17 protein-coding genes are annotated in these 21,026 nt (G+C 64.5%); 12 read left to right on the plus strand and 5 right to left on the minus strand.

Features of this window, described 5'->3' with window-relative positions; genetic code table 11:
- The first annotated feature begins 33 nt into the window (after positions 1-33).
- Complete coding sequence (locus N7E70_RS02450) at positions 34-339, plus strand: hypothetical protein (RefSeq protein WP_263005443.1); 306 nt, start codon at positions 34-36, stop codon at positions 337-339.
- Positions 340-358: 19 nt separating this feature from the next.
- On the opposite strand, the gene N7E70_RS02455 is transcribed toward N7E70_RS02450, so the two are convergent.
- Positions 359-1,204, minus strand: a complete 846-nt coding sequence (locus N7E70_RS02455) for an aldo/keto reductase (protein WP_067955381.1) — start codon at positions 1,202-1,204, stop codon at positions 359-361.
- Positions 1,205-1,721: 517 nt separating this feature from the next.
- On the opposite strand from N7E70_RS02455, the gene N7E70_RS02460 reads away from it, so the two are divergent.
- On the plus strand, positions 1,722-3,872 hold the full coding sequence (locus N7E70_RS02460; RefSeq protein ID WP_263005444.1) for a TonB-dependent receptor domain-containing protein: 2,151 nt from the start codon (positions 1,722-1,724) through the stop codon (positions 3,870-3,872).
- Positions 3,873-4,076: 204 nt separating this feature from the next.
- On the opposite strand, the gene N7E70_RS02465 is transcribed toward N7E70_RS02460, so the two are convergent.
- Positions 4,077-6,569 carry a heavy metal translocating P-type ATPase gene (locus N7E70_RS02465; protein WP_263005445.1) on the minus strand — a complete coding sequence of 831 codons (2,493 nt, stop codon included), beginning with the start codon at positions 6,567-6,569 and terminating at the stop codon, positions 4,077-4,079.
- 139 nt (positions 6,570-6,708) lie between these two features.
- Between N7E70_RS02465 and N7E70_RS02470 the strand changes: the two genes are divergently transcribed.
- From N7E70_RS02470 to N7E70_RS02510, 9 genes are all read left to right on the plus strand, one after another.
- Complete coding sequence (locus N7E70_RS02470) at positions 6,709-7,776, plus strand: glycosyltransferase family 10 domain-containing protein (protein ID WP_263005446.1); 1,068 nt, start codon at positions 6,709-6,711, stop codon at positions 7,774-7,776.
- 82 nt (positions 7,777-7,858) lie between these two features.
- Complete coding sequence (locus N7E70_RS02475) at positions 7,859-10,654, plus strand: [protein-PII] uridylyltransferase (protein ID WP_067955388.1); 2,796 nt, start codon at positions 7,859-7,861, stop codon at positions 10,652-10,654.
- 46 nt (positions 10,655-10,700) lie between these two features.
- A complete protein-coding gene (murJ, locus tag N7E70_RS02480; protein ID WP_263005447.1) occupies positions 10,701-12,299 on the plus strand; it encodes a murein biosynthesis integral membrane protein MurJ in 1,599 nt (532 codons plus the stop codon).
- 131 nt (positions 12,300-12,430) lie between these two features.
- Positions 12,431-12,976, plus strand: a complete 546-nt coding sequence (locus N7E70_RS02485; RefSeq protein ID WP_263005448.1) for a dTDP-4-dehydrorhamnose 3,5-epimerase family protein — start codon at positions 12,431-12,433, stop codon at positions 12,974-12,976.
- The gene (locus N7E70_RS02490) at positions 12,969-13,892 is read left to right on the plus strand and encodes a Gfo/Idh/MocA family protein (protein ID WP_263005449.1); all 924 of its coding nucleotides are present in this window, start codon (positions 12,969-12,971) and stop codon (positions 13,890-13,892) included. Before N7E70_RS02485 ends, N7E70_RS02490 begins: the two co-directional genes overlap by 8 nt.
- Positions 13,889-14,749, plus strand: a complete 861-nt coding sequence (locus tag N7E70_RS02495; protein ID WP_263005450.1) for a glycosyltransferase family 2 protein — start codon at positions 13,889-13,891, stop codon at positions 14,747-14,749. The genes N7E70_RS02490 and N7E70_RS02495 overlap by 4 nt, the downstream gene beginning before the upstream one ends.
- A 98-nt stretch (positions 14,750-14,847) precedes the next feature.
- Positions 14,848-15,915: a tryptophan--tRNA ligase gene (gene trpS, locus N7E70_RS02500; RefSeq protein WP_263005451.1), complete on the plus strand. Its 1,068-nt coding sequence runs from the start codon at positions 14,848-14,850 to the stop codon at positions 15,913-15,915.
- Between the two features lie 173 nt (positions 15,916-16,088).
- Entirely contained in the window at positions 16,089-16,580 is a 492-nt protein-coding gene (locus N7E70_RS02505) for a universal stress protein (protein ID WP_192319442.1), read from the plus strand.
- Between the two features lie 167 nt (positions 16,581-16,747).
- Positions 16,748-17,323: a NifU family protein gene (locus N7E70_RS02510; RefSeq protein ID WP_067955404.1), complete on the plus strand. Its 576-nt coding sequence runs from the start codon at positions 16,748-16,750 to the stop codon at positions 17,321-17,323.
- Positions 17,324-17,437: 114 nt separating this feature from the next.
- Here the strand turns inward: N7E70_RS02510 and N7E70_RS02515 are convergent, their stop codons facing one another.
- Positions 17,438-18,058, minus strand: a complete 621-nt coding sequence (locus N7E70_RS02515; protein WP_192319444.1) for a L,D-transpeptidase — start codon at positions 18,056-18,058, stop codon at positions 17,438-17,440.
- 296 nt (positions 18,059-18,354) lie between these two features.
- Between N7E70_RS02515 and N7E70_RS02520 the strand changes: the two genes are divergently transcribed.
- Positions 18,355-18,855, plus strand: coding sequence for an MmcB family DNA repair protein (locus N7E70_RS02520; protein WP_067955407.1), 501 nt, complete (start codon positions 18,355-18,357; stop codon positions 18,853-18,855).
- Positions 18,856-18,926: 71 nt separating this feature from the next.
- On the opposite strand, the gene N7E70_RS02525 is transcribed toward N7E70_RS02520, so the two are convergent.
- Both N7E70_RS02525 and N7E70_RS02530 read right to left on the minus strand, forming a co-directional pair.
- Positions 18,927-19,487 carry an ActR/PrrA/RegA family redox response regulator transcription factor gene (locus N7E70_RS02525; protein WP_067955409.1) on the minus strand — a complete coding sequence of 187 codons (561 nt, stop codon included), beginning with the start codon at positions 19,485-19,487 and terminating at the stop codon, positions 18,927-18,929.
- A gap of 163 nt (positions 19,488-19,650) precedes the next feature.
- Positions 19,651-20,976: an ActS/PrrB/RegB family redox-sensitive histidine kinase gene (locus N7E70_RS02530; RefSeq protein ID WP_067955412.1), complete on the minus strand. Its 1,326-nt coding sequence runs from the start codon at positions 20,974-20,976 to the stop codon at positions 19,651-19,653.
- Positions 20,977-21,026 lie beyond the last annotated feature (50 nt).

The following is a 21,026-nucleotide window of genomic DNA, read 5'->3' on the forward strand; positions in this document are numbered from 1 at the left end:
ATGCCTGATGTCGTCCAGACATGGGGGAATGAAATGAACAAGACTTTGGCTGGTATGTCTGCCCTGGCGGCAGCCCTTGAGCTTGCAACGCCGGCGCATGCGTCGATCCCGCTTCTCAACGCCACCTGCCCCGGCAACATCGACGTCCATGCCGACCAAGGCGGGCCGGTCTACATCAACGGCAAGGAAGGCGCGCTGAAGAAGTTCAACGACAACTACTTCGAGATCAAGGGCGCCGGCGTGACCATCTCGCTGAGCATCAATCCCGATGGCTCGCCGAGCGTCTCCTACACCGGCAAGGGCGGCGCCAACGGTATCTGTTCCGTCAAGGCGAGCTGACAGACGCCGGCCAAAACGGTCAGATCATCTCCAGAGGACGCTTGCGCGATGGCGGCGGGAACAGGCGGTCGAGTTCGGCCAGATCCTGCCCGGTCAGCCTGATATCGCGCGCAGCGGCGTTCTGCCTGACATGCTCGAGGCGCGTCGCCTTGGGGATTGCTATGACGCCTGACTGGGCCAGGACCCAGGCGAGCGCGATCTGCGCGGCGGTCGCCTCATGGCGGGCGGCGATGCCTTGGAGACCCTTGTTGCCGGCGAGCGCACCCTGCTCGACGGGCGAATAGGCCATGACAGGCATGCCGAGGCCCCGGCACTGCGGCAACAGATCGAACTCGATGCCGCGGCGGGTGAGGTTGTAGAGCACCTGGTTGGACTGGCAGGCGCCGCCCTTGGACAGACGGCTCATCTCTTCCATGTCATCGGCATCGAAATTGCTGACGCCCCAGTGGCGAATCTTGCCCGACTGACGCAGCTCCTCGAAGACGGCGATGGTTTCCGACAGCGGCACGCCGCCGCGCCAGTGCAGCAGGTACAGATCGATCCGGTCGGTGTGCATGCGCCTTAGGCTCGCCTCGCAGGCGCGGATGACGCCATTGCGCGAAGCGTTGGACGGCAGCACCTTGGAGACGAGGAACACCTCGTCGCGGCGCCCTGCAATGGCCTCGCCCACCACCTTTTCCGCACCGCCGGTGCCATACATTTCGGCGGTGTCGATCAAGGTGACGCCAAGATCGAGCCCAAGCTGAAGTGCGGCGACTTCGTCGGCGACGCGGCTGCGGTCCTCGCCCATCATCCAGGTGCCCTGGCCGAGGGTCGGCACGGCCTCGCCCGAGGGCAGCGTCGTGATTGCGGACGGTGAAGGCATGGCAGTCTCCTCGGCGATTTGTGTCAGCTTACCGCACCGGGCCACGTTGGCTACAGCGTCGACGCGTTGCTCGTCTTTTCAAACCGCTTTGCAGGATGACGACCGATGCCGCGCAGTTACGGCAACAAAGCCTATGGGTTCGTCTTCAGCGGCTGTCTCAGGCAGCTGGAAGGCACTGATATAGCCGTCCGCATGCGCCTGTGGGCGACGCAAAATCGCCTCGCATAAAACTTGACTACAAATATCAAGTTAATGTAGCTCAGCTTCATGGCCGTCGACCGGCCAACGGGGTGGTCAAACAACATACTGAAATTTCGATGTCTTCTCTCGGATGCCTGGACGAGAGGCCGACCGCCTGTGTTTGGGCGCTCATTGCCAGTGTTTTCAATGGCGCGTTGAGAGCCTGGGCTCATCCCATCAATCAGGCGCCAAGTCGTCTTCCGAGAAGACGCGCATCAGAAGCTAGCAGTTCTTTCTCCAGAGCAAGCCACTGATTCCCAGCATTCCGAGGAACACAGTGAACAATCATCACATCATCCGTTGCAGCACTGTCGCGTTGGCGGCCGTGTGCAGCGCCATTGCCCTCAGCGTGGCGAATGCCCAGTCCCCCAACGGCGCCGAGCAGCCGCCCAAGCCGGTCAAGTCAGACCGGAAGGCGCCGGCAACGAGCCCATTGGTGCTGCCACCCATCACGGTCAGCGCCGGCCGCGATACGAAAGCGCCCTTCCAGACATCAGGTGGCGTCAGCGTCATCGACGGCAAGATCGTCCAGGAGAAATTTGGCGGTGACGCCAATGCCATCGTTCGCAGCATGCCGGGCACGTTCACCCGCATGTCGTCGAGCCAGCCCGGCGTGTCGGTGAACATCCGCGGCTTCGAAGCCGATGGCCGCGTTAACACGATGATCGACGGAGTGCCCCAGACCTTCAGGAACACCGCAGGCCACGCCTCCACCGGCGGCGAGTTGCTCTACATCGACACCAACCTTCTTGCCGGCATCGGCGCGGAACGCGGCGCGGTCAATGGCGCCTATGGCATGGGCTCGCTGGCAGGTGCGGTCAATTTCCGCACCATCGAGTTCGACGACGTCGTGCTCGAAGGCCAGGACCGGGGCGTCAAGACGACCGTCAAGGCAGGCAGCAATGGCTATGGCGCTTCGGGGATGGCCGCGGCAGGTGTCCAGACCGAATTGGCCGGAGGTGGCCAAGCCTCTATCCTGGGCGCGTTCAGCTATGGCGAGCATGGCAACTACCAGCGTGGCGACGGCACCTACAACAGGCCCGACGCCAGCAACAAGCCCGGGTCCGGCCTGGTGAAGCTGCACTTCCAGCCCGACGACGTGCACGACCTGAAGCTGGGCGCGCGCTGGTACAAGAACGACTTCCTGGTTTCGGGCTACAACTGGGGTGTCGACAACGCGACCTATACGGCCAACTACAAATACCAGCCCGGCGGCGACTGGATCGACCTCAGGATCAACGGCTACTACAACCGCACCGACATGTCTTACGATCCGACGACGGGCGGATCGTACCGCAAGCGCAACACGCGCGACTTCGGCTTCGGCTTCGACATCGCCAATACCAGCCGGTTCGACATTACCGACGAGCTCAGCGCGCGCTGGGACTATGGCGCGGCCTATTCGTCCAACGACTACAAGGTCAACCTGTTCCGCGGCGCCAATCCGCCCGGGCACATGCAGAAGGCGCGCGCCTTCTCCGACCTCACCCTGTCACAGGGTATCTTCGAGCTGAACGCCGGCCTCAACTACGACTACTGGGACCTGAGCGGTCGCCAGAGCCCGTGCAAACCGAATATCGGCTTCTGCCCGCCGACCGGTGGCAATGTCGATGTCTCCAGGCACGAATCCGCGCTGAACCCGAAGATCACGCTGTCGGCAAAGCCGCTCGACTGGCTGCAGCCCTATGTGACCTACTCACACACCTTCAGGCCGCCCTCGGCGCGCGAGGCGCTGTGGGCGCTGGTTCCGATCGGATCTGGCGTCGGCGGTGGCCAGTACTCCAACTTCCACCTCAACCCGGAAACATCAAGGGGCTGGGAGATCGGCGCCAATATCGTCAGGAACGACCTGCTTTATGGCGGCGACGAGCTGCGGCTTAAGGTGAACTACTTCAACAACGCCATCGACAACTACATCGTCAACAATCTGATCAATATCCCGGGCGACCCTTACGAACGGGCGATCTGGGTCAACGTTCCCGGAACGACGCACTCACGGGGCTTCGAGGTCGAGGGCGGTTATGATGCCGGCATCGCCTACGTCAATCTCTCCTACACCCAGGCGAGCAACAACCAGCCGGTTGGCTGGGGCGCCGGCATCGGCAATGGCGATTCGACTTTCCTGCCGGAGAGCAAGGTCTCCGTCGATGTCGGCATCCGCGCCTTCGAGGAAGCACTGACAATCGGCGCGACGATGAACCATGTCGGCGGCAGCCGCTATGCGGTTGGCTTCGGCGATACTGCAACCAAGGAGGCCTATACGCTGTTCAACGCCTATGCCTCGTACAAGGTCAACAAGAACGCCACGGCGTTCCTGAACGTCGAGAACCTGACCAACGTGGCCTACAGCCCGGCGGTGTCGGGCGAGATGGGCGACAAGACCGGCCGAGGGCGCACCATCACGGTGGGGCTGACGACCCAGTTCTGACGGCGCCGCCAACCGGCGAGGAGCGGGGTGCCCCTGCTCCTCAGCTTCGGCGCTGGCCGCCTGCGGATGATGCCGCAGGCAACGTCGACACCGGTTGGGTCAGACCGGCGCGGTTTCGAGCAGAACGGCAACCAGCATCCCCGTCGCCATCAGGGCGAGCACGATCTTTCTGAACACTCACATCTCCTTGTTGGAGGCCGCATCTCAGAGTTTGATCGCCCTCAGCCGCAGCGCGTTGGCAATGACCGACACCGACGACAGGCTCATCGCGGCGGCGGCAATCATCGGCGACAGAAGCGTGCCGAGGACCGGAAATAGGACGCCTGCGGCGACGGGAACACCCAGCACGTTGTAGATGAAGGCGAAGAACAGGTTTTCCTTGATGTTGCGGATGGTGCCCCGGGCGAGCTTGCGCGCCCGGACGATGCCGCCGAGGTCGCCCTTGACCAGGGTGATGCCGGCACTCTCCATGGCGACGTCGGCGCCGGTGCCCATGGCGATGCCGACATCGGCGGCAGCAAGTGCGGGCGCGTCGTTGACGCCGTCGCCGGCCATGGCCACACCCTGCCCCTTGGCGCGCAACTCGTCGACCAGCGCCTTCTTGCTCTCCGGCAGCATGTCGGCACGAACCTCGTCGATGCCGAGCTTTTCGGCGACGGCTTTTGCCGTGCGGGCGTTGTCGCCGGTGGCCATGATGATCCTGAGGCCGAGGTCGTGAAGCTGGCGGATGGCGGCGGCAGCCGATGCCTTGACCGGGTCGGCGACAGCGACGATGCCGGCCGGCCGGCCGTCGATGGCAACGAACATCGCCGTCTTGCCCTCGGCACGCAGGGTGTCGGCGCGGGAAGCGAGGCCAGCGAATTCAAGGCCGAGATCGGCCATCATGGCGGCATTGCCGAGCGCCACCTTGCGGCCGGAGACAGTGCCCGAAACGCCCTTGCCGGTGATCGATTCGAAGTCCTGCGCGTCTGGCACGGTGACACCACGCTTGGATGCACCGTCGACGATGGCCTCCGCAAGTGGGTGCTCCGATCCCTTTTCGAGCCCGGCGGCGAGCGACAGCAACTCATCGCCCGAGATGCCGTCGGCGGCGACCACGTCGGTCAACTGCGGCCGCCCCTCGGTCAGCGTGCCTGTCTTGTCGACGATCAGCGTATCGACCTTGGCGAAACGCTCCAGCGCCTCGGCATCCTTGATCAGCACGCCGGCCTGGGCGCCGCGGCCGGTGGCGGTCATGACCGACATCGGCGTGGCGAGGCCGAGCGCGCAGGGGCAGGCGATGATCAGCACCGACACCGCCGAGACGATGGCGAAGACCATGCTCGGCTCGGGCCCGATCAGCGCCCAGACGATGAAGGCGATGATCGCGATGACCACCACCGCAGGGACGAAATAGAACGAGACGCGGTCGGCGAGCCCCTGGATCGGCGCGCGGCTGCGCTGAGCCTTGGCGACCATGTCGACGATCTGCGACAGCACCGTGTCGGCACCGACCTTGTCGGCGCGCATGATCAGCGAGCCGTTCTTGTTGAGCGTGCCGCCGGTGACGCGCTCGCCCTCGACCTTTTCGACCGGAACCGGCTCGCCCGTGATCATCGATTCGTCGACCGACGAGCGGCCCTCGAGCACGATGCCGTCGACCGGAACGGCGTCACCGGGGCGGATGCGCAGGCGGTCGCCGCTGACGACCTCCTCAAGTGGGACCTCGGTTTCCGAGCCGTCGGCGGCGATGCGACGCGCCGTCTTGGGCGCCAGGTCGAGAAGCGCGCGGATGGCCGAACCGGTGCGCTCGCGCGCCCTGAGCTCCAGCACCTGGCCAAGGAAGACGAGCGCGACGATGACGCTGGCCGCCTCGAAATAGACCGGCACCGAACCGCCATGGCCGCGGAACTGGTGCGGGAACAGATCGGGGAACAAGGTGGCGACGACCGAATAGAGATAGGCAGCACCAACGCCGAGCGAGATCAGCGTCCACATGTTGGGGCTGCGGTTGCGGAACGAATCCAGGCCGCGGTGGAAGAAGGGAAGTGCTGCCCAAAGCACGACGGGCGTTGCCAGGATGAGCTCGAGCCAGGACGCGAGCGGTTCGCCGATCCAGTCGCGCGTCGGCAGGCCGACCATCGGCCCCATGGTGATGACCAAAAGCGGGATGGACAGGACAGCGCTGACCCAGAAGCGCCTGGTGAAGTCGACAAGCTCGGGATTGGGCCCGTCGTCGGCGGAGGGCATCATCGGTTCGAGCGCCATGCCGCAGATCGGGCAGGAGCCGGGCTTGTCGCTGACGATCTCGGGATGCATCGGGCAGGTATATTGCGAGCCCTTGGGCGCGGGTGCCGCGGCCGGCCTGCCGGAGGTGTATTTTGCCGGCTCGACTGTGAACTTGCCCGCGCAGGAGGACGAGCAGAAGTAATAACCGGAACCTTCGTGCTTGAGAAAGTGTCTGGCCGAGTCGCGGGCGACGTCCATGCCGCAGACCGGGTCCTTGGCGCTCACATATTTGTCGGGCGCCGCCAGGAACTTGCCACGACACGAGGCGCTGCAGAAATGGAACAGGCGGCCGCCATGTTCGCACGACGGCTTGCCGGCAGCGGGATCGACGGTCATGCCGCAGACGGCGTCGCGAACCACCGTTTCGGGCGCCGCGCCGTGACCGTGGCCATGGTGGGTGTGTCCGGCGTGATCTTCAGTATGTTTCATCTCAAGAAATCCAGTATATGCAGCGGCATGGGCCAGTAAGGTAGATGTTCCACCTGCTGGAAGGTCAAGGCTTCCACGGGATGGAACGTCGGCCGGGCTGCGCGATGCCGGGGCGACCTTACGCGAGTACAGATGCAGCATGACCGATAGAGCCGTAACCAGCGCGACGTCCCTTTCCGGCCAAGCCGTGGTGAAGGTCCATTGCTGCCATTTCTGGCAGGACATGTCGCCGCGCCGCGCCGTCGAGAGCTATGTCGCGCCGTGGGCGCAGGCCTGCGGCGTGGCGATCGAACATTGCGACGAGCTCGATCAGGCCGACCTCGTGCTGATCGGACCGTTCGCGCCCAAGAATCAGAATGTCGGCCGCACCCGCATGCCCGACGTGCCCGCCGGCGACTATGAGCGCGTCTTCCTGACGGGCGAAAACGCAACGCCGCTGATGGACCATTGCGAGTGGGCGCTGGCCTTCGACTACGAAGACGATATCGGCAACGAGCGCTACATGCGCTACCCGCTTTACGTCTGGAGCAGCGGCGGCGATTCGATCCTGCACTGCCTGGCGGGACTGCCGCCCGAGACACCCGAACAGCGCGCCAACAGGCCACATTTCTGCGCCTTCATCTATGGCAACAAGCGCGCCAAGCTGCGCCGCTGGCTGTTCCGGGCCCTGTCGCTCTACCGCCGGGTCGACGCACCTGGCCGGGTGCAGCGCAACTGCGCGCCGATCGGCAACTCGCGCGACGACAAGCTGGCGTTCCTCAGGGACAGGCGCTTCACCATCGCCTTCGAAAACAGCAGCGCTGCCGGCTACACGACCGAGAAGCTCGTCGACGCTATGCTCGCCGGCAGCGTGCCGATCTACTGGGGCAACCCGCGGGTCGCAGAGGATTTCGACGAGCGCTGCTTCATCAACTGGCATGCGCATGAAAAGCGCATCTGCGACGGGCTTGCCTTCGGCTGGCAGCCGCTGGCACGGTCGCCCCTGATGCGCAAGCTGGCCGTGCCGCTGACACTGATTTCGGTGGCGCGGCGGACGGTGAGGGCCGATCGCGACCCGGCGCTCTATGAAGCGTTCTTCGCGCAAAGCCCGCTGACGGCGTATTCGCGAGCGTTCCTGGACGAGACGGCGATCGCCGGGCGCTGGGCAACAATTCTGCGCGCCGCGCTGGGGCGGGCCACAGCCAAGCAGCGCGCGGCCGCCGGTTGAACGGGGCCCCGACGTCGGCCATACACATGGCTGGAAAATCACGCTATAGACGCCGCCACAAGGGCGAGGCCAGCCGAGGCAGATGAACAAAGTTCCGCTCAAACTCGAAGAGCTGATCGACGCGGACGCGCTGCGCCGCGAACTGACGGCGCAGACCAGCGACGGCGACGGTACCGACCCGGCCGTGCGCGCCAAGGCGCTGCAGCTGTTCAAGGACCACATCGCCGCCGGCAAGAAGATCGCCGAGAACATGCTGATGGACGATGGCGGCGGCACACTCTGTGCCGTGCGGATCTCGCACCTGATGGACGAGATCATCCGCGTCCTCTACGATTTCGCCGTCACCCACGTCTACCGCGCCAAGAACCCGTCCTCGGCGGAGCGCATGGCTGTCGTCGCCGTTGGCGGCTATGGCCGCGGCACGCTGGCGCCCGGCTCCGACATCGACCTGTTGTTCCTGCTGCCCTACAAGCAGACGCCGTGGGGCGAGCAGATCGTCGAATATATGCTCTACATGCTGTGGGACATGGGGCTGAAGGTCGGCCACGCCACCCGCAACATCGATGAATGCATCCGCCTGTCGCGCAGCGACATCACCATCCGCACGGCGATCCTGGAAGCGCGCTTCATCTGGGGCGAGCAGAAGCTCTGCGACGAACTGATCGACCGCTTCGACAAGGAGCTGGTGAAAGGCACCGGCCCTGAATACGTGCAGGCAAAGCTCGCCGAGCGTGATGGCCGCCACGCCAAGGCGGGCGAGAGCCGCTATCTGGTCGAACCCAACATCAAGGACGGCAAGGGCGGCTTGCGCGACCTGCACACGCTGTTCTGGATCGCCAAATATTACTACCGCGTGCGCACCGGCGCCGAGCTGATCAACAAGGGCGTGTTCACCGAGGGCGAATACGGCCAGTTCGTCGAGGCCGAGGATTTTCTCTGGGCGGTGCGTTGCCACATGCATTTCCTGACCGGCAAGCCGGAGGAAAGGCTGCATTTCGACATCCAGCGGGAGATCGCCCAGCGCCTCGGCTACACCACCCAGCCCGGGCTTTCGGCGGTCGAACGCTTCATGAAGGACTACTTCCTGGTGGCCAAGGAAGTAGGCGACCTGACTCGCATCTTCTGCGCCGCCCTGGAAGAGGAACAGGCCAAAGACGCGCCGGGCTTCCACGGGCTGCTGCAGGGCTTTTCCAGGCGACGGCGCAAGCTCGCCGGCACCAGCGACTTCATCATCGACAACCAGCGCATCAACGTCGCCGACGACAAGGTGTTTTCGCGCGACCCGGTCAACATGCTGCGCTTCTTCTGGTTCGCAGACCGGCACGGGCTGGAGCTGCATCCCAATGCGCTCAAGCTTCTGACCCGCTCGCTCGGTCTCGTCGACAAGGGCCTGCGCCGCAACGAGGAAGCCAACCGCTATTTCCTCGACATCCTGACCTCGGACCGCAGCCCCGAGCTCAACATGCGGCGCATGAACGAGGCCGGACTGCTCGGCCGGCTGATCCCCGACTTCGGCAAGATCGTCGCGATGATGCAGTTCTCGATGTATCACCACTACACCGTCGACGAGCACCTCTTGCGCTGCATCGGCGTGCTCTCCGAGATCGAGCATGGCGACGGCGCCAAGATCCATCCGCTCAGCCATTCGCTGATCGGCGGCCTGAAGAAGCAGCGCGAGGTGCTCTATGTCGCGGTGCTGCTGCACGACATCGCCAAGGGCCGGCCGGAGGACCATTCGGAGGCCGGCGGCAAGATCGCCCGCCGCATCTGCCCGCATATGGGACTGTCGCCGACCGACACGGAGACCGTCGCCTGGCTGGTCGAGAACCACCTGGTGATGTCGATGACGGCGCAGACGCGCGACCTCAACGACCGCAAGACCATCGACGATTTCGCCGACGTCGTGCAGTCGGTCGAGCGGCTGAAGCTGCTCTTGATCCTGACCGTCTGTGACATCCGCGGCGTCGGCCCGGGCGTGTGGAACGGCTGGAAGGGCCAGTTGCTGCGCACGCTGTATTACGAGACCGAGCTCCTCCTGACCGGTGGCTTTTCCGAGCTGTCGCGGGCAGAGCGCACGGCGGCCGCACGCGAGACTTTGGCCGCGGCACTTTCCGACTGGCCGGAGGCGGCGCGGCGGAAATACGTCAAGCTGCATTATGACAACTACCTGCTGACCGTCGACCTGGAAGACCAGAAGCGTCATGCCGAGTTCATCCGCGGCGCCGATGCGGCCGGCAAGCAGTTGTCGACAATGGTGCGGACCCACGAATTCGAGGCCGTCACCGAGATCACCATCCTGGCGCAGGATCATCCGCGCCTGCTGTCGGTGATCGCGGGCGCCTGTGCGGCTGCCGGCGGCAACATCGTCGACGCGCAGATCTTCACCACCGCCGATGGGCGGGCGCTGGACATCATCCTGATTTCACGCGAATTCGACCGCGACGAGGACGAGCGTCGGCGCGCCGAACGTGTCGGCCAGCTGATCGAGGACGTGCTGTCGGGCCGGGCCTGGCTGCCGGAGATGATCGCGAAGCGGGCCAAGCCGAAGCGCGGCCAGAAGACCTTCCGCATCCAGCCGCGTGCGGAAATCCGCAATGCGCTGTCGAACCGTTTCTCGGTGATCGAGGTCGAAGGCCTCGACCGCCCCGGCTTCCTGTCGGAGATCACGGGCGCGCTGTCCGACCTGTCGCTCGACATCGCCTCGGCACACATCACCACCTTCGGCGAGAAGGTGATCGACACCTTCTACGTCACCGACCTGACCGGCCAGAAGATCGACAACCCGACACGGCTCGAGAATATCCGTACCCGCCTGATCGCCACCCTTGAGGGCGCAAGCGCCGAGCGGACCAAGGCCAAGGCGGCGGCGGCCGAATGACGCCAGCCATGATCCCGCCCAAATCCGCAAGGCATCGTCGCGCCCCATGTCACTGATCAAGAAATTCGCGACCGTTGCCTCGGGCACGCTGATGAGCCGGGTGCTGGGCTTTGCGCGCGAGATGCTGATGGCGGCGGCCCTCGGCACTGGGCCGGTGGCCGACGCCTTCTATGCCGCATTCCAGTTCCCCAACACCTTCCGCCGGCTGTTTGCCGAGGGCGCTTTCAACGCCGCCTTCGTGCCGCTGTTTGCCAAGGAGATCGAGGCCAACGGCACGGAGGGCGCCAAGCGCTTTTCGGAGGAAGTGTTCGGCGTATTGTTTTCGGCGCTTTTGGTACTGACCATCGCCATGGAACTGGCGATGCCGCTGATCGTGCGTTTCGTCGTGGCTCCCGGCTTCGCCGACAATCCCGAGAAGTACGACCTTACGGTGGCGCTCGCCACCATCATGTTCCCCTATCTGATCTGCATGTCGCTGGCGGCGATGATGAGCGGCATGCTGAACTCGCTGCGCCGCTATTTCGCCGCGGCGATCGCGCCGGTGTTTCTCAACATCATCCTCGTCGGCGTCCTGGCCAATGCCTGGTATCGCGGCCATGACGGGCTGACCGTCGGCTACGCGCTGGCTTGGGGCGTTCTGGCCGCCGGTCTGGTGCAGCTGATCATTGTCTGGATCGCGGTGCGCCATGCCGGCATATCGATCGGCTTCCGCCGGCCCAGGCTGACGCCCAACGTCAAGCGCCTGCTGTGGCTGGCGCTGCCGGCGGCGATCACTGGCGGCATCACCCAGATCAACACGCTGATCGGGACGGCCATCGCCTCGGGCCAGGATAGTGCCGTGTCGTCGCTGAACCTTGCCGACCGCGTCTACCAGTTGCCGCTCGGCGTCGTCGGCGTCGCCGTTGCCATCGTGCTGTTGCCGGAGCTGTCGCGGGCGCTGAAGGCAGGCAACAAGGTCGAGGCAGCCAACCTGCAGAACCGCTCGGTCGAGTTCACGCTGTTCCTGACGCTCCCCGCTGCCGCGGCCCTGCTGGTCATGTCGGAGCCGATCGTGCGTGTGCTCTATGAGCGCGGCGCCTTCGCCGCCTCGAATAGCACGCCGGTGGTAGCATCGATCCTCGCCATCTTCGGCCTCGGCCTGCCGGCATTCGTGTTGATCAAGGCGTTCACGCCCGGCTTCTTCGCACGCGAGGACACACGCACGCCGATGTATTTCGCCGCCATTTCGGTGGCGGTGAACATTTCGGTCGCGCTGACCTTGTTTCCGTCCTGGGGTGCGCCCGGCATTGCTGCGGCATCGGCAATCGCCGGCTGGGTCAACGCGGCGATGCTGCTCGGCACGCTGGTCTGGCGCGGCCAGTGGGATCGCGACGCAGTACTGATGAAACGGATACCGCGCCTTGTCGTCGCCTCCGCGATCATGGCCGGCGGACTGTGGTTCGCCACGGGCGAGGCCGATCAATGGCTGGGGTCGGCGGCCCCCGTCTATACCCAGGCAGCGGCGCTTGGCGTGCTGGTGGCTGCTGCGATGATCATCTATTTCAGCGTCGCCTTCGGCATCGGCGGCGCGGATGCCGGCATGATCTGGCGCAACATCAAACGCAATCGCGCCAAGCCTGCGCCAACGCCGGCCGAATCTGAGTGATGGCCGTGCCTACGTAAGCCGACGGGCCGATTGAGCATTGCTTTCTGCATCGACCGGACAGATACAGACGCTGGGAGTCACGACGCGCGACATGGCAAGAGCTGCGCCAGGGGCAGTGGGGAAGCATAGCGATGATCAAACTTCCGCTGGGATGCGTTGTTCGCGACCTGAAGACCCATGACGACGATCGCGGGAACCTGACGGAAATCTTCCGCCAGGAATGGGATGCCGGCATCGAGCCCGTGCAGTGGAATTTCGTACGTAGCCAGGCCAACGTTCTGCGCGGCATACATGTACACGTGATCCACTCCGACTATCTCGTCTGCCTAGAAGGCACGCTGGTGCTCGCGCTCTCGGACATTCGCCCGGAATCGCCGACTCATGGCATGGCAACGACGGTGACGCTCAAGGGTTCGAAAATGCAGGCAGCACTAGTCCCGCCCGGCGTCGCCCATGGCTTCCATTTTCCTGAAGTTTCCAGCCTTTGCTATTCGGTTTCGCACTACTGGAACACTGTGGACGAAATCGGCTGCCGCTGGGACGATCCGGCGCTCGGCCTTGACTGGGACATCCGCGATCCTGCCCTGTCGCCACGTGATACGACTGCGGGTTCCGCCGCCGAGATGACTCAACAGTACCTGGCTGTGCGCGCGCAAATGAGCGCCGGCCGTGCGTGAGGCCCCGCATCTCGGTCTGATCGGCTGCGGCGGTTGGGGCAAGCTGATCCTGCGCGACCTGAAAGCGCTGGGTGCCAAGGTCACATGCGTGGCACCTGGCGAAAGATCGCGCGCCAATGCCGTAGCCAACGGTGCAGACCACATTGTCCCGACGCTGGATGAACTGCCCGAGGTCGAGGGCGCCGTTGTTGCCACGCCGAGTGACAGCCATGGCGCGGTGCTGCTCAGCCTCCTGCCGCGCAACATTCCGCTGTTTGTCGAAAAGCCGCTGACCTCGGACCGGGCGACGGCCCGATTGCTGGCTGAGAAGGCTGCCGACCGCCTCTTCGTCATGGACAAATGGCGCTATCACGCCGGAATCGAACGCATCGCCCGATTTGCGAAAAGCGGCGAGATCGGCGACGTCCTGGGACTCAGGCTGTACCGGCTCGGCTGGTCGATGACCCACAACGAGGTCGACCCGATCTGGAACCTGCTGCCGCATGACTTGTCGATATGCCTGCATGTCCTTGGCGAGGTCCCACCTGTAGCAACGGCGTTCGCGGACGGACTTGGACCGGCGTCCAGCGGTCTCGTCGCCGTGCTCGGCCGCGACGGCGGGCCGCGCGTGGTGATCGAGACCTCGGCGCACCACCCGGTCAACCGGCGGTCGGTGATCCTGTCCTGTACCAATGGCACGGTGACGCTGAACGGCAGCTTCGATGACCATCTGATCCTGCGCCAGGGAAGCCCTAACGATCTGAATGCGCCGGAGGTCAAGGTTGCGATCCAGAACAATATGCCGCTCGAGGCGGAACTCGCCGCCTTCCTCCGCCACCTCAATGGTGGACCGGCGCCGATGAGTTCGGCCGCCGAAGGCGCCGCGATCGTCGAGCACGTCTGCGATATCAGGCGCATGGCCGGGCTGCCCGAGTGAACCACAAGCCCTTTGCCACCGTGCTGGTGCCGACGCACAACCATGCGCATCTGATTGGATACGCAATCCGCAGCATCCAGGACCAGAGCTTTTCCGATTTCGAGCTCTTCGTGGTCGGCGACGGCGCATCCGCAGAGACACGCGACGTCGTCGGCGACCTTGCCCGGAGCGACCCGCGCATCCGCTACTTCGACTTTCCCAAAGGCCAGCGCCACGGGGAGGCGCACCGGCACGTGGCTCTGCAGGAGGCGCGCGGCGAGATCGTCGCCTATTGTGGCGACGATGACCTGTGGCTGCGCAGCCACCTCGCCAGCCTGGCCAAGCTGCTGAAGCGGCATGATTTCGGCCACATGGTGCAGATCAACGTGCACGGCCGAAACGAGTTCGTGGTCTATGGCGGCAGTTTCGCCGAGCCCGGCTGCTGGCAAAAGGTGCGCGATGGCGAGAAGGCCTTTTTCGGCCTGACCGTAGGCGGCCATCGCATGAGCGCCTATCGTGCCCTGCCCGTCGGCTGGAGCCCGGCACCAGCCGGGACCTACACGGACCAGTTCATGTGGCGGAAGTTTCTGCGCCAGCCCGGCCTGCGCTTCGCATCTGGACTGGAAGCGACCTCGATACATATCGCCTCGCCGGCACGAACCGACTGGACAGCACAGGAGCGCGTTGCCGAGCTCAAGGATCTGTTCGAGCGTCGCGACAGCGCCGAATTGCGAGTTGCGCTCGAACAGGCGATCCGCACTGCGCACCACGGATGGACCCCGCCCGACGACCCGCTGCTTGTGCGCCTCGCCGGCCAGGCGAAGCTACTCGGCGTGCATGTCGAGAACCTCGTTCGCAGGTGGCGCCGACCCTCTTGATAGCCCCGCCCTCTTGATAGCAAGAGCGCCATCGTTCATAAGCGCCACTCGAATTTCGCCGCGCGCGAAACGGCCCTCCACAAGCCACGGGATCCATCATGACCGCCTTCAAACCGCTCATCTTCTCCGGCGTCCAGCCGACCGGCAATCTCCATCTCGGCAACTATCTCGGCGCCATCCGAAAATTCGTCGCCCTGCAGGACACCAACGAGTGCATCTATTGCGTCGTCGACCTGCACTCGCTGACCGCCCAGCTCGTCCATGACGACCTGCAGAGCCAGACACGTTCGATCACCGCAGCGTTCCTGGCCTCAGGCATCGATCCCAAGAAGCACATCGTCTTCAACCAGGCGCGCGTGCTGCAGCATGCCGAGCTGGCATGGATCTTCAATTGCGTGGCGCGCATCGGCTGGATGAACCGGATGACGCAGTTCAAGGACAAGGCCGGCAAGGACCGCGAGAACGCCTCGCTGGGCCTGCTTGCCTATCCGAGCCTGATGGCTGCCGACATCCTGCTCTACCGCGCCACCCACGTGCCCGTCGGCGAGGACCAGAAACAGCATCTGGAGCTGACCCGCGACATCGCCCAGAAGTTCAACAACGATTTCTCGACCCGCATCGCCGATCTCGGCATCGGCGTCGAGATGCAGGTGGGCGAAGAGACGGTCAACGGCTACTTCCCGATCACCGAGCCGATCATCGGCGGGCCGGCGGCGCGTATCATGAGCCTGCGCGACGGCTCGAAGAAGATGTCGAAGTCGGACCCGTCGGATCTTTCGCGCATCAACCTGACCGACGATGCCGACACCATCTCGAAGAAGATCCGCAAGGCCAAGACCGACCCGGCGCCGCTGCCGAGCGAGCTCGACGAACTGAAGGAACGCCCCGAGGCGGAAAACCTGGTCGGCATCTATGCCGGCCTGGCCGACATGACCAAGGAAGAGGTGCTCAGCCAGTTTGCCGGCCAGCAGTTCTCGGTGTTCAAGCCCGCCCTTGCCGACCTCGCTGTCGAGAAGCTGTCGCCGATCGCCAGCGAGATGCGCCGCCTGATGGCCGACCCCGGCCATATCGACGCCGTGCTGCGTGACGGCGGCGACCGCGCCCGCGCCATCGCCGAAACGACGATGAAGGACGTGCGCAACATCATCGGCCTGCTCGGCGACTGACAGCATCATCGGCGCTGGCTGCTTGCGGGCAGCCGGCGCCGGTGGCAGATTGGAGCCGGTTCCATTCCGAAAAGTTCGAAATGGGGCTTATTTGTCTGAGCATGATCTTGTCCGAAAATGGGCTTCCACTTTTCGGGGTCGTGCTCTGGGACGCGGCGCAACACGGGTAGCACATGGTCTCCAAACGCCTCAGCAAGGAAGCCGGCCACCGGCGCAAATTCCTGGCGATCATCGACGACACGCCGGAATGCGAGCGCGCCGTGGCCTACGCCTCCAAGCGCGCCAGAAGCACCAGCGGCGTGCTGGTCTTGCTCTACGTCATTGAGCCCGATGACTTCCAGCACTGGCTGGGCGTCGAGAAGATCATGCGCGAGGAGGCAACCGCTGCCGCCAACGCGGCCCTCGACAGCCACGCCGCGAAGGTGCGCGAGACACTCGGCATCGAGCCGGAGCTCGTCGTGCGTGAAGGCCGGCCGGCGGAAGAGATCCACAAGCTGATTGAAGACGACCAGGATATCGCTATCCTGGTCCTGGCGGCAGGTGCCGGCAAGGAAGGCCCCGGCCCGCTTGTCGCCTCGATCGCCGGCAAGGGTGCTGCCTTCCCCATCCCGGTGACGGTGGTGCCGCAGAACCTGTCGGACGAGGATATCGACAGCCTGGCCTAAGCGTCTGGCCCGATAGCTGCCTGGCCTCATGGACTTGTGGCCCAATAGTCTGGGCGCAACATATTGGCGCGGAGGCGCGCCAGCGGCTTGAATGTCGGCCGTGCAAAGCTTAATTAGAACTATTCCAAACTGAGACATCCCGCGCGCGCGGGCACGGAGACACGTCCATGTTCATCCAGACCGAAGCGACCCCCAATCCGGCGACGCTGAAGTTCCTGCCGGGCAAGGAAGTTTTGCTCGAAGGCACGGCCGATTTCCGCGACGCCGACAGCGCGCGTGCGGCGTCGCCGCTGGCCGGCCGGCTGTTCGAAATCCCCGGCGTCACCGGCGTGTTCTTCGGCTACGACTTCATTACCGTTACCAAGGACGGCCCCGACTGGCAGCACCTCAAGCCGGCGATCCTCGGCTCGATCATGGAACATTTCATGTCGGGCGTGCCTGTCATGGCCGGTCAGGCAGCCGGCGGCGGCGGCCATCATGACGACGAGAACGAGTTCTTCGACCAGGCCGACGCCGAGATCGTTGTGACGATCAAGGAACTGCTCGATACGCGCGTGCGCCCGGCTGTTGCCCAGGACGGCGGCGACATCACCTTCCGCGGCTACGAGAACGGCACCGTGTTCCTGCACATGAAGGGCGCCTGCGCTGGCTGCCCGTCGTCGACGGCGACGCTGAAGCACGGGATCCAGAACCTGCTTCGCCATTTCGTACCCGAAGTGCAGCAGGTCGAGCAGGTTTCCTGATCGAGGCCAGCCAGCCCGGCCGGTTGACGCAACCGGTACTCAAGACAACAAAAAACCGGGCCAAAGTGCCCGGTTTTTCGTTTGCGTCGTCCGTGTTGCCTGGACGGCCCGCAGTTATTTCACGATGACCTTGGCGCCGACTTCGACGCGGTTGTAGAGGTCGATGATGTCCTGGTTTATCAGGCGGATGCAGCCCGACGACATAGCCTTGCCGATGGAGCTCCATTCCGGCGTGCCGTGCAGGCGGTAACCGGAGTCGCCCCCCTTGTTGAACAGGTAGAGGGCGCGGGCGCCGAGCGCGTTCTTGGGGCCGCCGGGCATGCCGCCCGACCACTTGGCGAGCTCGGGCTGGCGCTTGATCATCGCCGGCGGCGGGGTCCACACCGGCCATTCGCGTTTGACCGCAATGCGGGCCGTGCCCTGCCACTCGAAACCCTCGCGGCCGACGCCGATGCCATAACGCACGGCCTTGCCTTCGGGCTGGACGAGGTAGAGGAACTTCTGCGCGGTATCGACAACGATGGTGCCGGGCTGCTCGTCGGTCTCGTAGCGCACGATCTGGCGATGGAACTGGCGCGGGACCTTGCTGATCGGAATCGTCGGCAGCTGGTAGCCGGCATCGACGCGACCGCCATAGTCGTTGGAGAACATGCGCGACACGCCGTCTGTCGAACAGCCGGCGAGTGCGGTGGTCAGCGCCAGGGCGGCGACAATGGCAAGAGACTTCAATCGCATCTAGGGGTTCCCAAGCAAGAGCGGATCCGGACCGATTCGGCCTCATTTTTGCCACCATTCTTAGCGGTCAGGCATTTTGCTTGCCAAGCCTTGCGTGCACCCAAAGCCCCGCGGAACCCAACGTAAGGCACAGGTTATGGCATTTCGGCAACACGCATCGCGGGAAAATCCAACAGATTCAACGACAGGCCGCAATGATGCAACCTGAAGCTACGTATGGCTGCGCGGCATCAGCCTGCCTGGAATAATCCAGCAAGTGGGTTCAAAACGTGAACAAATGATGCGATGATCGGTCCATGCCGATCATTTCGCCTCTTGCTTCCAACCCTCTCGTCGATGGTCGCCAGTCCGAGCGAGCCATGCTGGTGCGCCGCGGCGTGCAGCGTCTTCTGATGCAGATGGGTGCACATGTGCTGCCGGAACTGTCGCTGGCGACGGGCAGGCGCGCCGACCTCGTGGCGCTGACGCGCCAGGGCGACATCTGGATCATCGAGATCAAGTCGTCGATCGAGGATTTTCGCGTCGACCGCAAATGGCCCGACTACCGGTTGCATTCCGACCGATTCTTCTTCGCCACCCATCCCGAGGTACCGGCCGAGATCTTCCCCGAGGAGTGCGGCTTCATTCTCTCCGACGGTTATGGCGCCGAAATCATGCGCGACGCACCCGAGCACCGTATGGTGGCGGCGACACGCAAGGCGCTGATGCTGCGCATCGCCCGTGCCGGCGCTGCCCGCCTGCTGGCGGCGGAACTGGCCGGCGTTTCGGTGCCGGCGCTGGAGGGGGAAAGCGAGTGATAGGTGAGCAGGGAGATCGGTTTCGGGCCTTACTATTCCTTACTCCCTTACTCCCCTATTCCCTTATCTGCTTACCGCGGCGCCCGCTTGGCGAGGATTCGCTGGAGCGTGCGACGGTGCATGTTGAGACGGCGCGCGGTTTCCGAGACGTTGCGCTCGCACATCTCGTAGACGCGCTGGATGTGTTCCCAGCGGACGCGATCCGCCGACATCGGATTTTCCGGCGGTGCTGCGCGCTCTCCCGACGAGTTGGTCAGCGCGGCATAGACGTCGTCGGCATCGGCCGGCTTGGAGAGATAGTCGATGGCGCCGAGCTTCACGGCGGTGACGGCGGTGGCGATGTTGCCGTAGCCGGTGAGAATGACGGTGCGGGTGTCTTCGCGGCGCTCCTGGATGGCCGAGACGACGTCGAGGCCATTGCCATCACCCAGCCGCATGTCGACCACCGCATAGGCCGGCGGGTTGCTGCGCACCTTGGCGACGGCTTCCTCGACGCTTTCGGCGGTGTCGACGGCAAAGCCGCGGCTTTCCATGGCGCGGGCCAGGCGGGTCAGGAATGGCTTATCGTCATCGACGAGCAGCAGGGAATGGTCTTCGCCTGGCAACCCGGATGCAATGTCCTGGGTGGTCATCGCCTTTGATCCTTTTTGTCGTTGATCCCAGTCGTTCTTATGGTTTTTCCATGCAGATATAGGTGCAAAGCGCCGATGTCCAATGCCGGCGCCATCCCCGTGACGATCAAAACCAGCTGCCGCAAGGTTTCCGGCTGTCCGGAGCACCCTTGGCAGTCCCCGTTCAGGCAGTGTCGAACATTGTCGTGCCGACCGGCAGCCGGCTCAGGAAGGCGGCGCGCGGCCAGGAGATCTCGACAACAGCGCCCTCGCCCGGGCCGCTCGAATTGGTGAAGCTGATCTCGGCGCCGGAGCGCTCAAGCAGCGTCTTGGCGATGAACAGCCCGAGCCCCAGGCCGCCGCCCGGCTCGGCGCCCTGGCGGGTCGACATGTAGGGTTCGCCGATGCGGTCGATGATCTCCGGCGGGAAGCCGGGACCGTCATCCATGATAACGAAGCTGACGTCCTCGTCGTCCCAGCTCCAGCGGATGGTGACGCGGCTGCGGGCGAAATCGACGGCGTTCTCGACCAGATTGCCGAGGCCGTAGATGACGCCCGGATTGCGGTGGCCGACCGGCTCGGGACCGATGCGATCACCGGGGTCGAGCTTGATCGAAATGCCGAAATCGCGATGCGGGGCAATGACCTCCTCGACCAGCGAGGTCAAAGGCAGCCGGGCAAGATGCTCCTCGCCCTCCGACGACAGGCTGGTGAGGCGTTTCAGGATTTCGCGGCAGCGCTCGCTCTGGCTGCGCAGCAGCGTGACGTCCTCGCCGAATTTCGGATCGTTGCCGAGGGCACGCTCCATCTCCTTGGCGACGAGCGTGATCGTGGCAAGCGGCGTGCCGAGCTCATGGGCGGCGGCGGCGGCGAGGCCGTCGAGCGCCGACAGATGCTGCTCGCGCTGCAGCACCAGCTCGGTGGCAGCAAGGGCATTGGCGAGCAGTCGCGCCTCGTCGGCGACGCGGAAGGCATACATGGCGGTGAAGGCGATCGAGCAGACGACGGCGATCCAGATGCCTGCTGTGTAGATGAAGGGCATGGCCAGCACGATGCCGTCATACCAGGGCAGCGGCAGGTGGAAGAAGGCGAGCAGGCTGACCATGACGATGACCACGACCGCCAGCATGGCGGTCAACCGCAGCGGCAGCGACGTCGCCGAAATGACGACCGGCACCGTCATCAACAGCGAGAAGGGATTGGTCAGTCCGCCGGTCATGAACAGCAGCCCGGCCAGTTGCAGGCTGTCGAAGGTGAGGATGCCGAAAGCGGCGAAGGGGTTGAGCCGGTGCGCCGCCGGATAGCGGAAGGCGAGGAACAGGTTGAGCCAGGCGGAGCTGGCGATGAGCGCGAAACACAGGCTGACCGGCAGCGGAAATTCGAGCCAGTAGGCGACGACGACGACGGTAAAGCTCTGGCCGACGATGGCGAGCCAACGCAGGCGGATCAGCGTGTTGAGCCGGAGCCGGTGGCTCTGCTGGAGGTCGGGGGCGCGCATCAGTGAGTTCATGCCAGCTATATGCGCTGCAAGGCGCGCCCGCGCCAAGCCCTGGCTTGTCG

This window comes from Aminobacter sp. NyZ550, from assembly GCF_025628925.2.
GTDB lineage: Bacteria > Pseudomonadota > Alphaproteobacteria > Rhizobiales > Rhizobiaceae > Aminobacter > Aminobacter ciceronei.

Coding starts and splice junctions, on each gene's coding strand:
- N7E70_RS02520 (WP_067955407.1), top strand. CDS start 18,355: ATGCCGATCATTTCGCCTCTTGCTTCCAACCCTCTCGTCGATGGTCGC.
- N7E70_RS02505 (WP_192319442.1), top strand. CDS start 16,089: ATGGTCTCCAAACGCCTCAGCAAGGAAGCCGGCCACCGGCGCAAATTC.
- N7E70_RS02530 (WP_067955412.1), bottom strand. CDS start 20,976: ATGAACTCACTGATGCGCGCCCCCGACCTCCAGCAGAGCCACCGGCTC.
- trpS (WP_263005451.1), top strand. CDS start 14,848: ATGACCGCCTTCAAACCGCTCATCTTCTCCGGCGTCCAGCCGACCGGC.
- N7E70_RS02525 (WP_067955409.1), bottom strand. CDS start 19,487: ATGACCACCCAGGACATTGCATCCGGGTTGCCAGGCGAAGACCATTCC.
- N7E70_RS02515 (WP_192319444.1), bottom strand. CDS start 18,058: ATGCGATTGAAGTCTCTTGCCATTGTCGCCGCCCTGGCGCTGACCACC.
- N7E70_RS02475 (WP_067955388.1), top strand. CDS start 7,859: ATGAACAAAGTTCCGCTCAAACTCGAAGAGCTGATCGACGCGGACGCG.
- N7E70_RS02450 (WP_263005443.1), top strand. CDS start 34: ATGAACAAGACTTTGGCTGGTATGTCTGCCCTGGCGGCAGCCCTTGAG.
- N7E70_RS02470 (WP_263005446.1), top strand. CDS start 6,709: ATGACCGATAGAGCCGTAACCAGCGCGACGTCCCTTTCCGGCCAAGCC.
- N7E70_RS02510 (WP_067955404.1), top strand. CDS start 16,748: ATGTTCATCCAGACCGAAGCGACCCCCAATCCGGCGACGCTGAAGTTC.
- N7E70_RS02465 (WP_263005445.1), bottom strand. CDS start 6,569: ATGAAACATACTGAAGATCACGCCGGACACACCCACCATGGCCACGGT.
- N7E70_RS02485 (WP_263005448.1), top strand. CDS start 12,431: ATGATCAAACTTCCGCTGGGATGCGTTGTTCGCGACCTGAAGACCCAT.
- murJ (WP_263005447.1), top strand. CDS start 10,701: ATGTCACTGATCAAGAAATTCGCGACCGTTGCCTCGGGCACGCTGATG.
- N7E70_RS02455 (WP_067955381.1), bottom strand. CDS start 1,204: ATGCCTTCACCGTCCGCAATCACGACGCTGCCCTCGGGCGAGGCCGTG.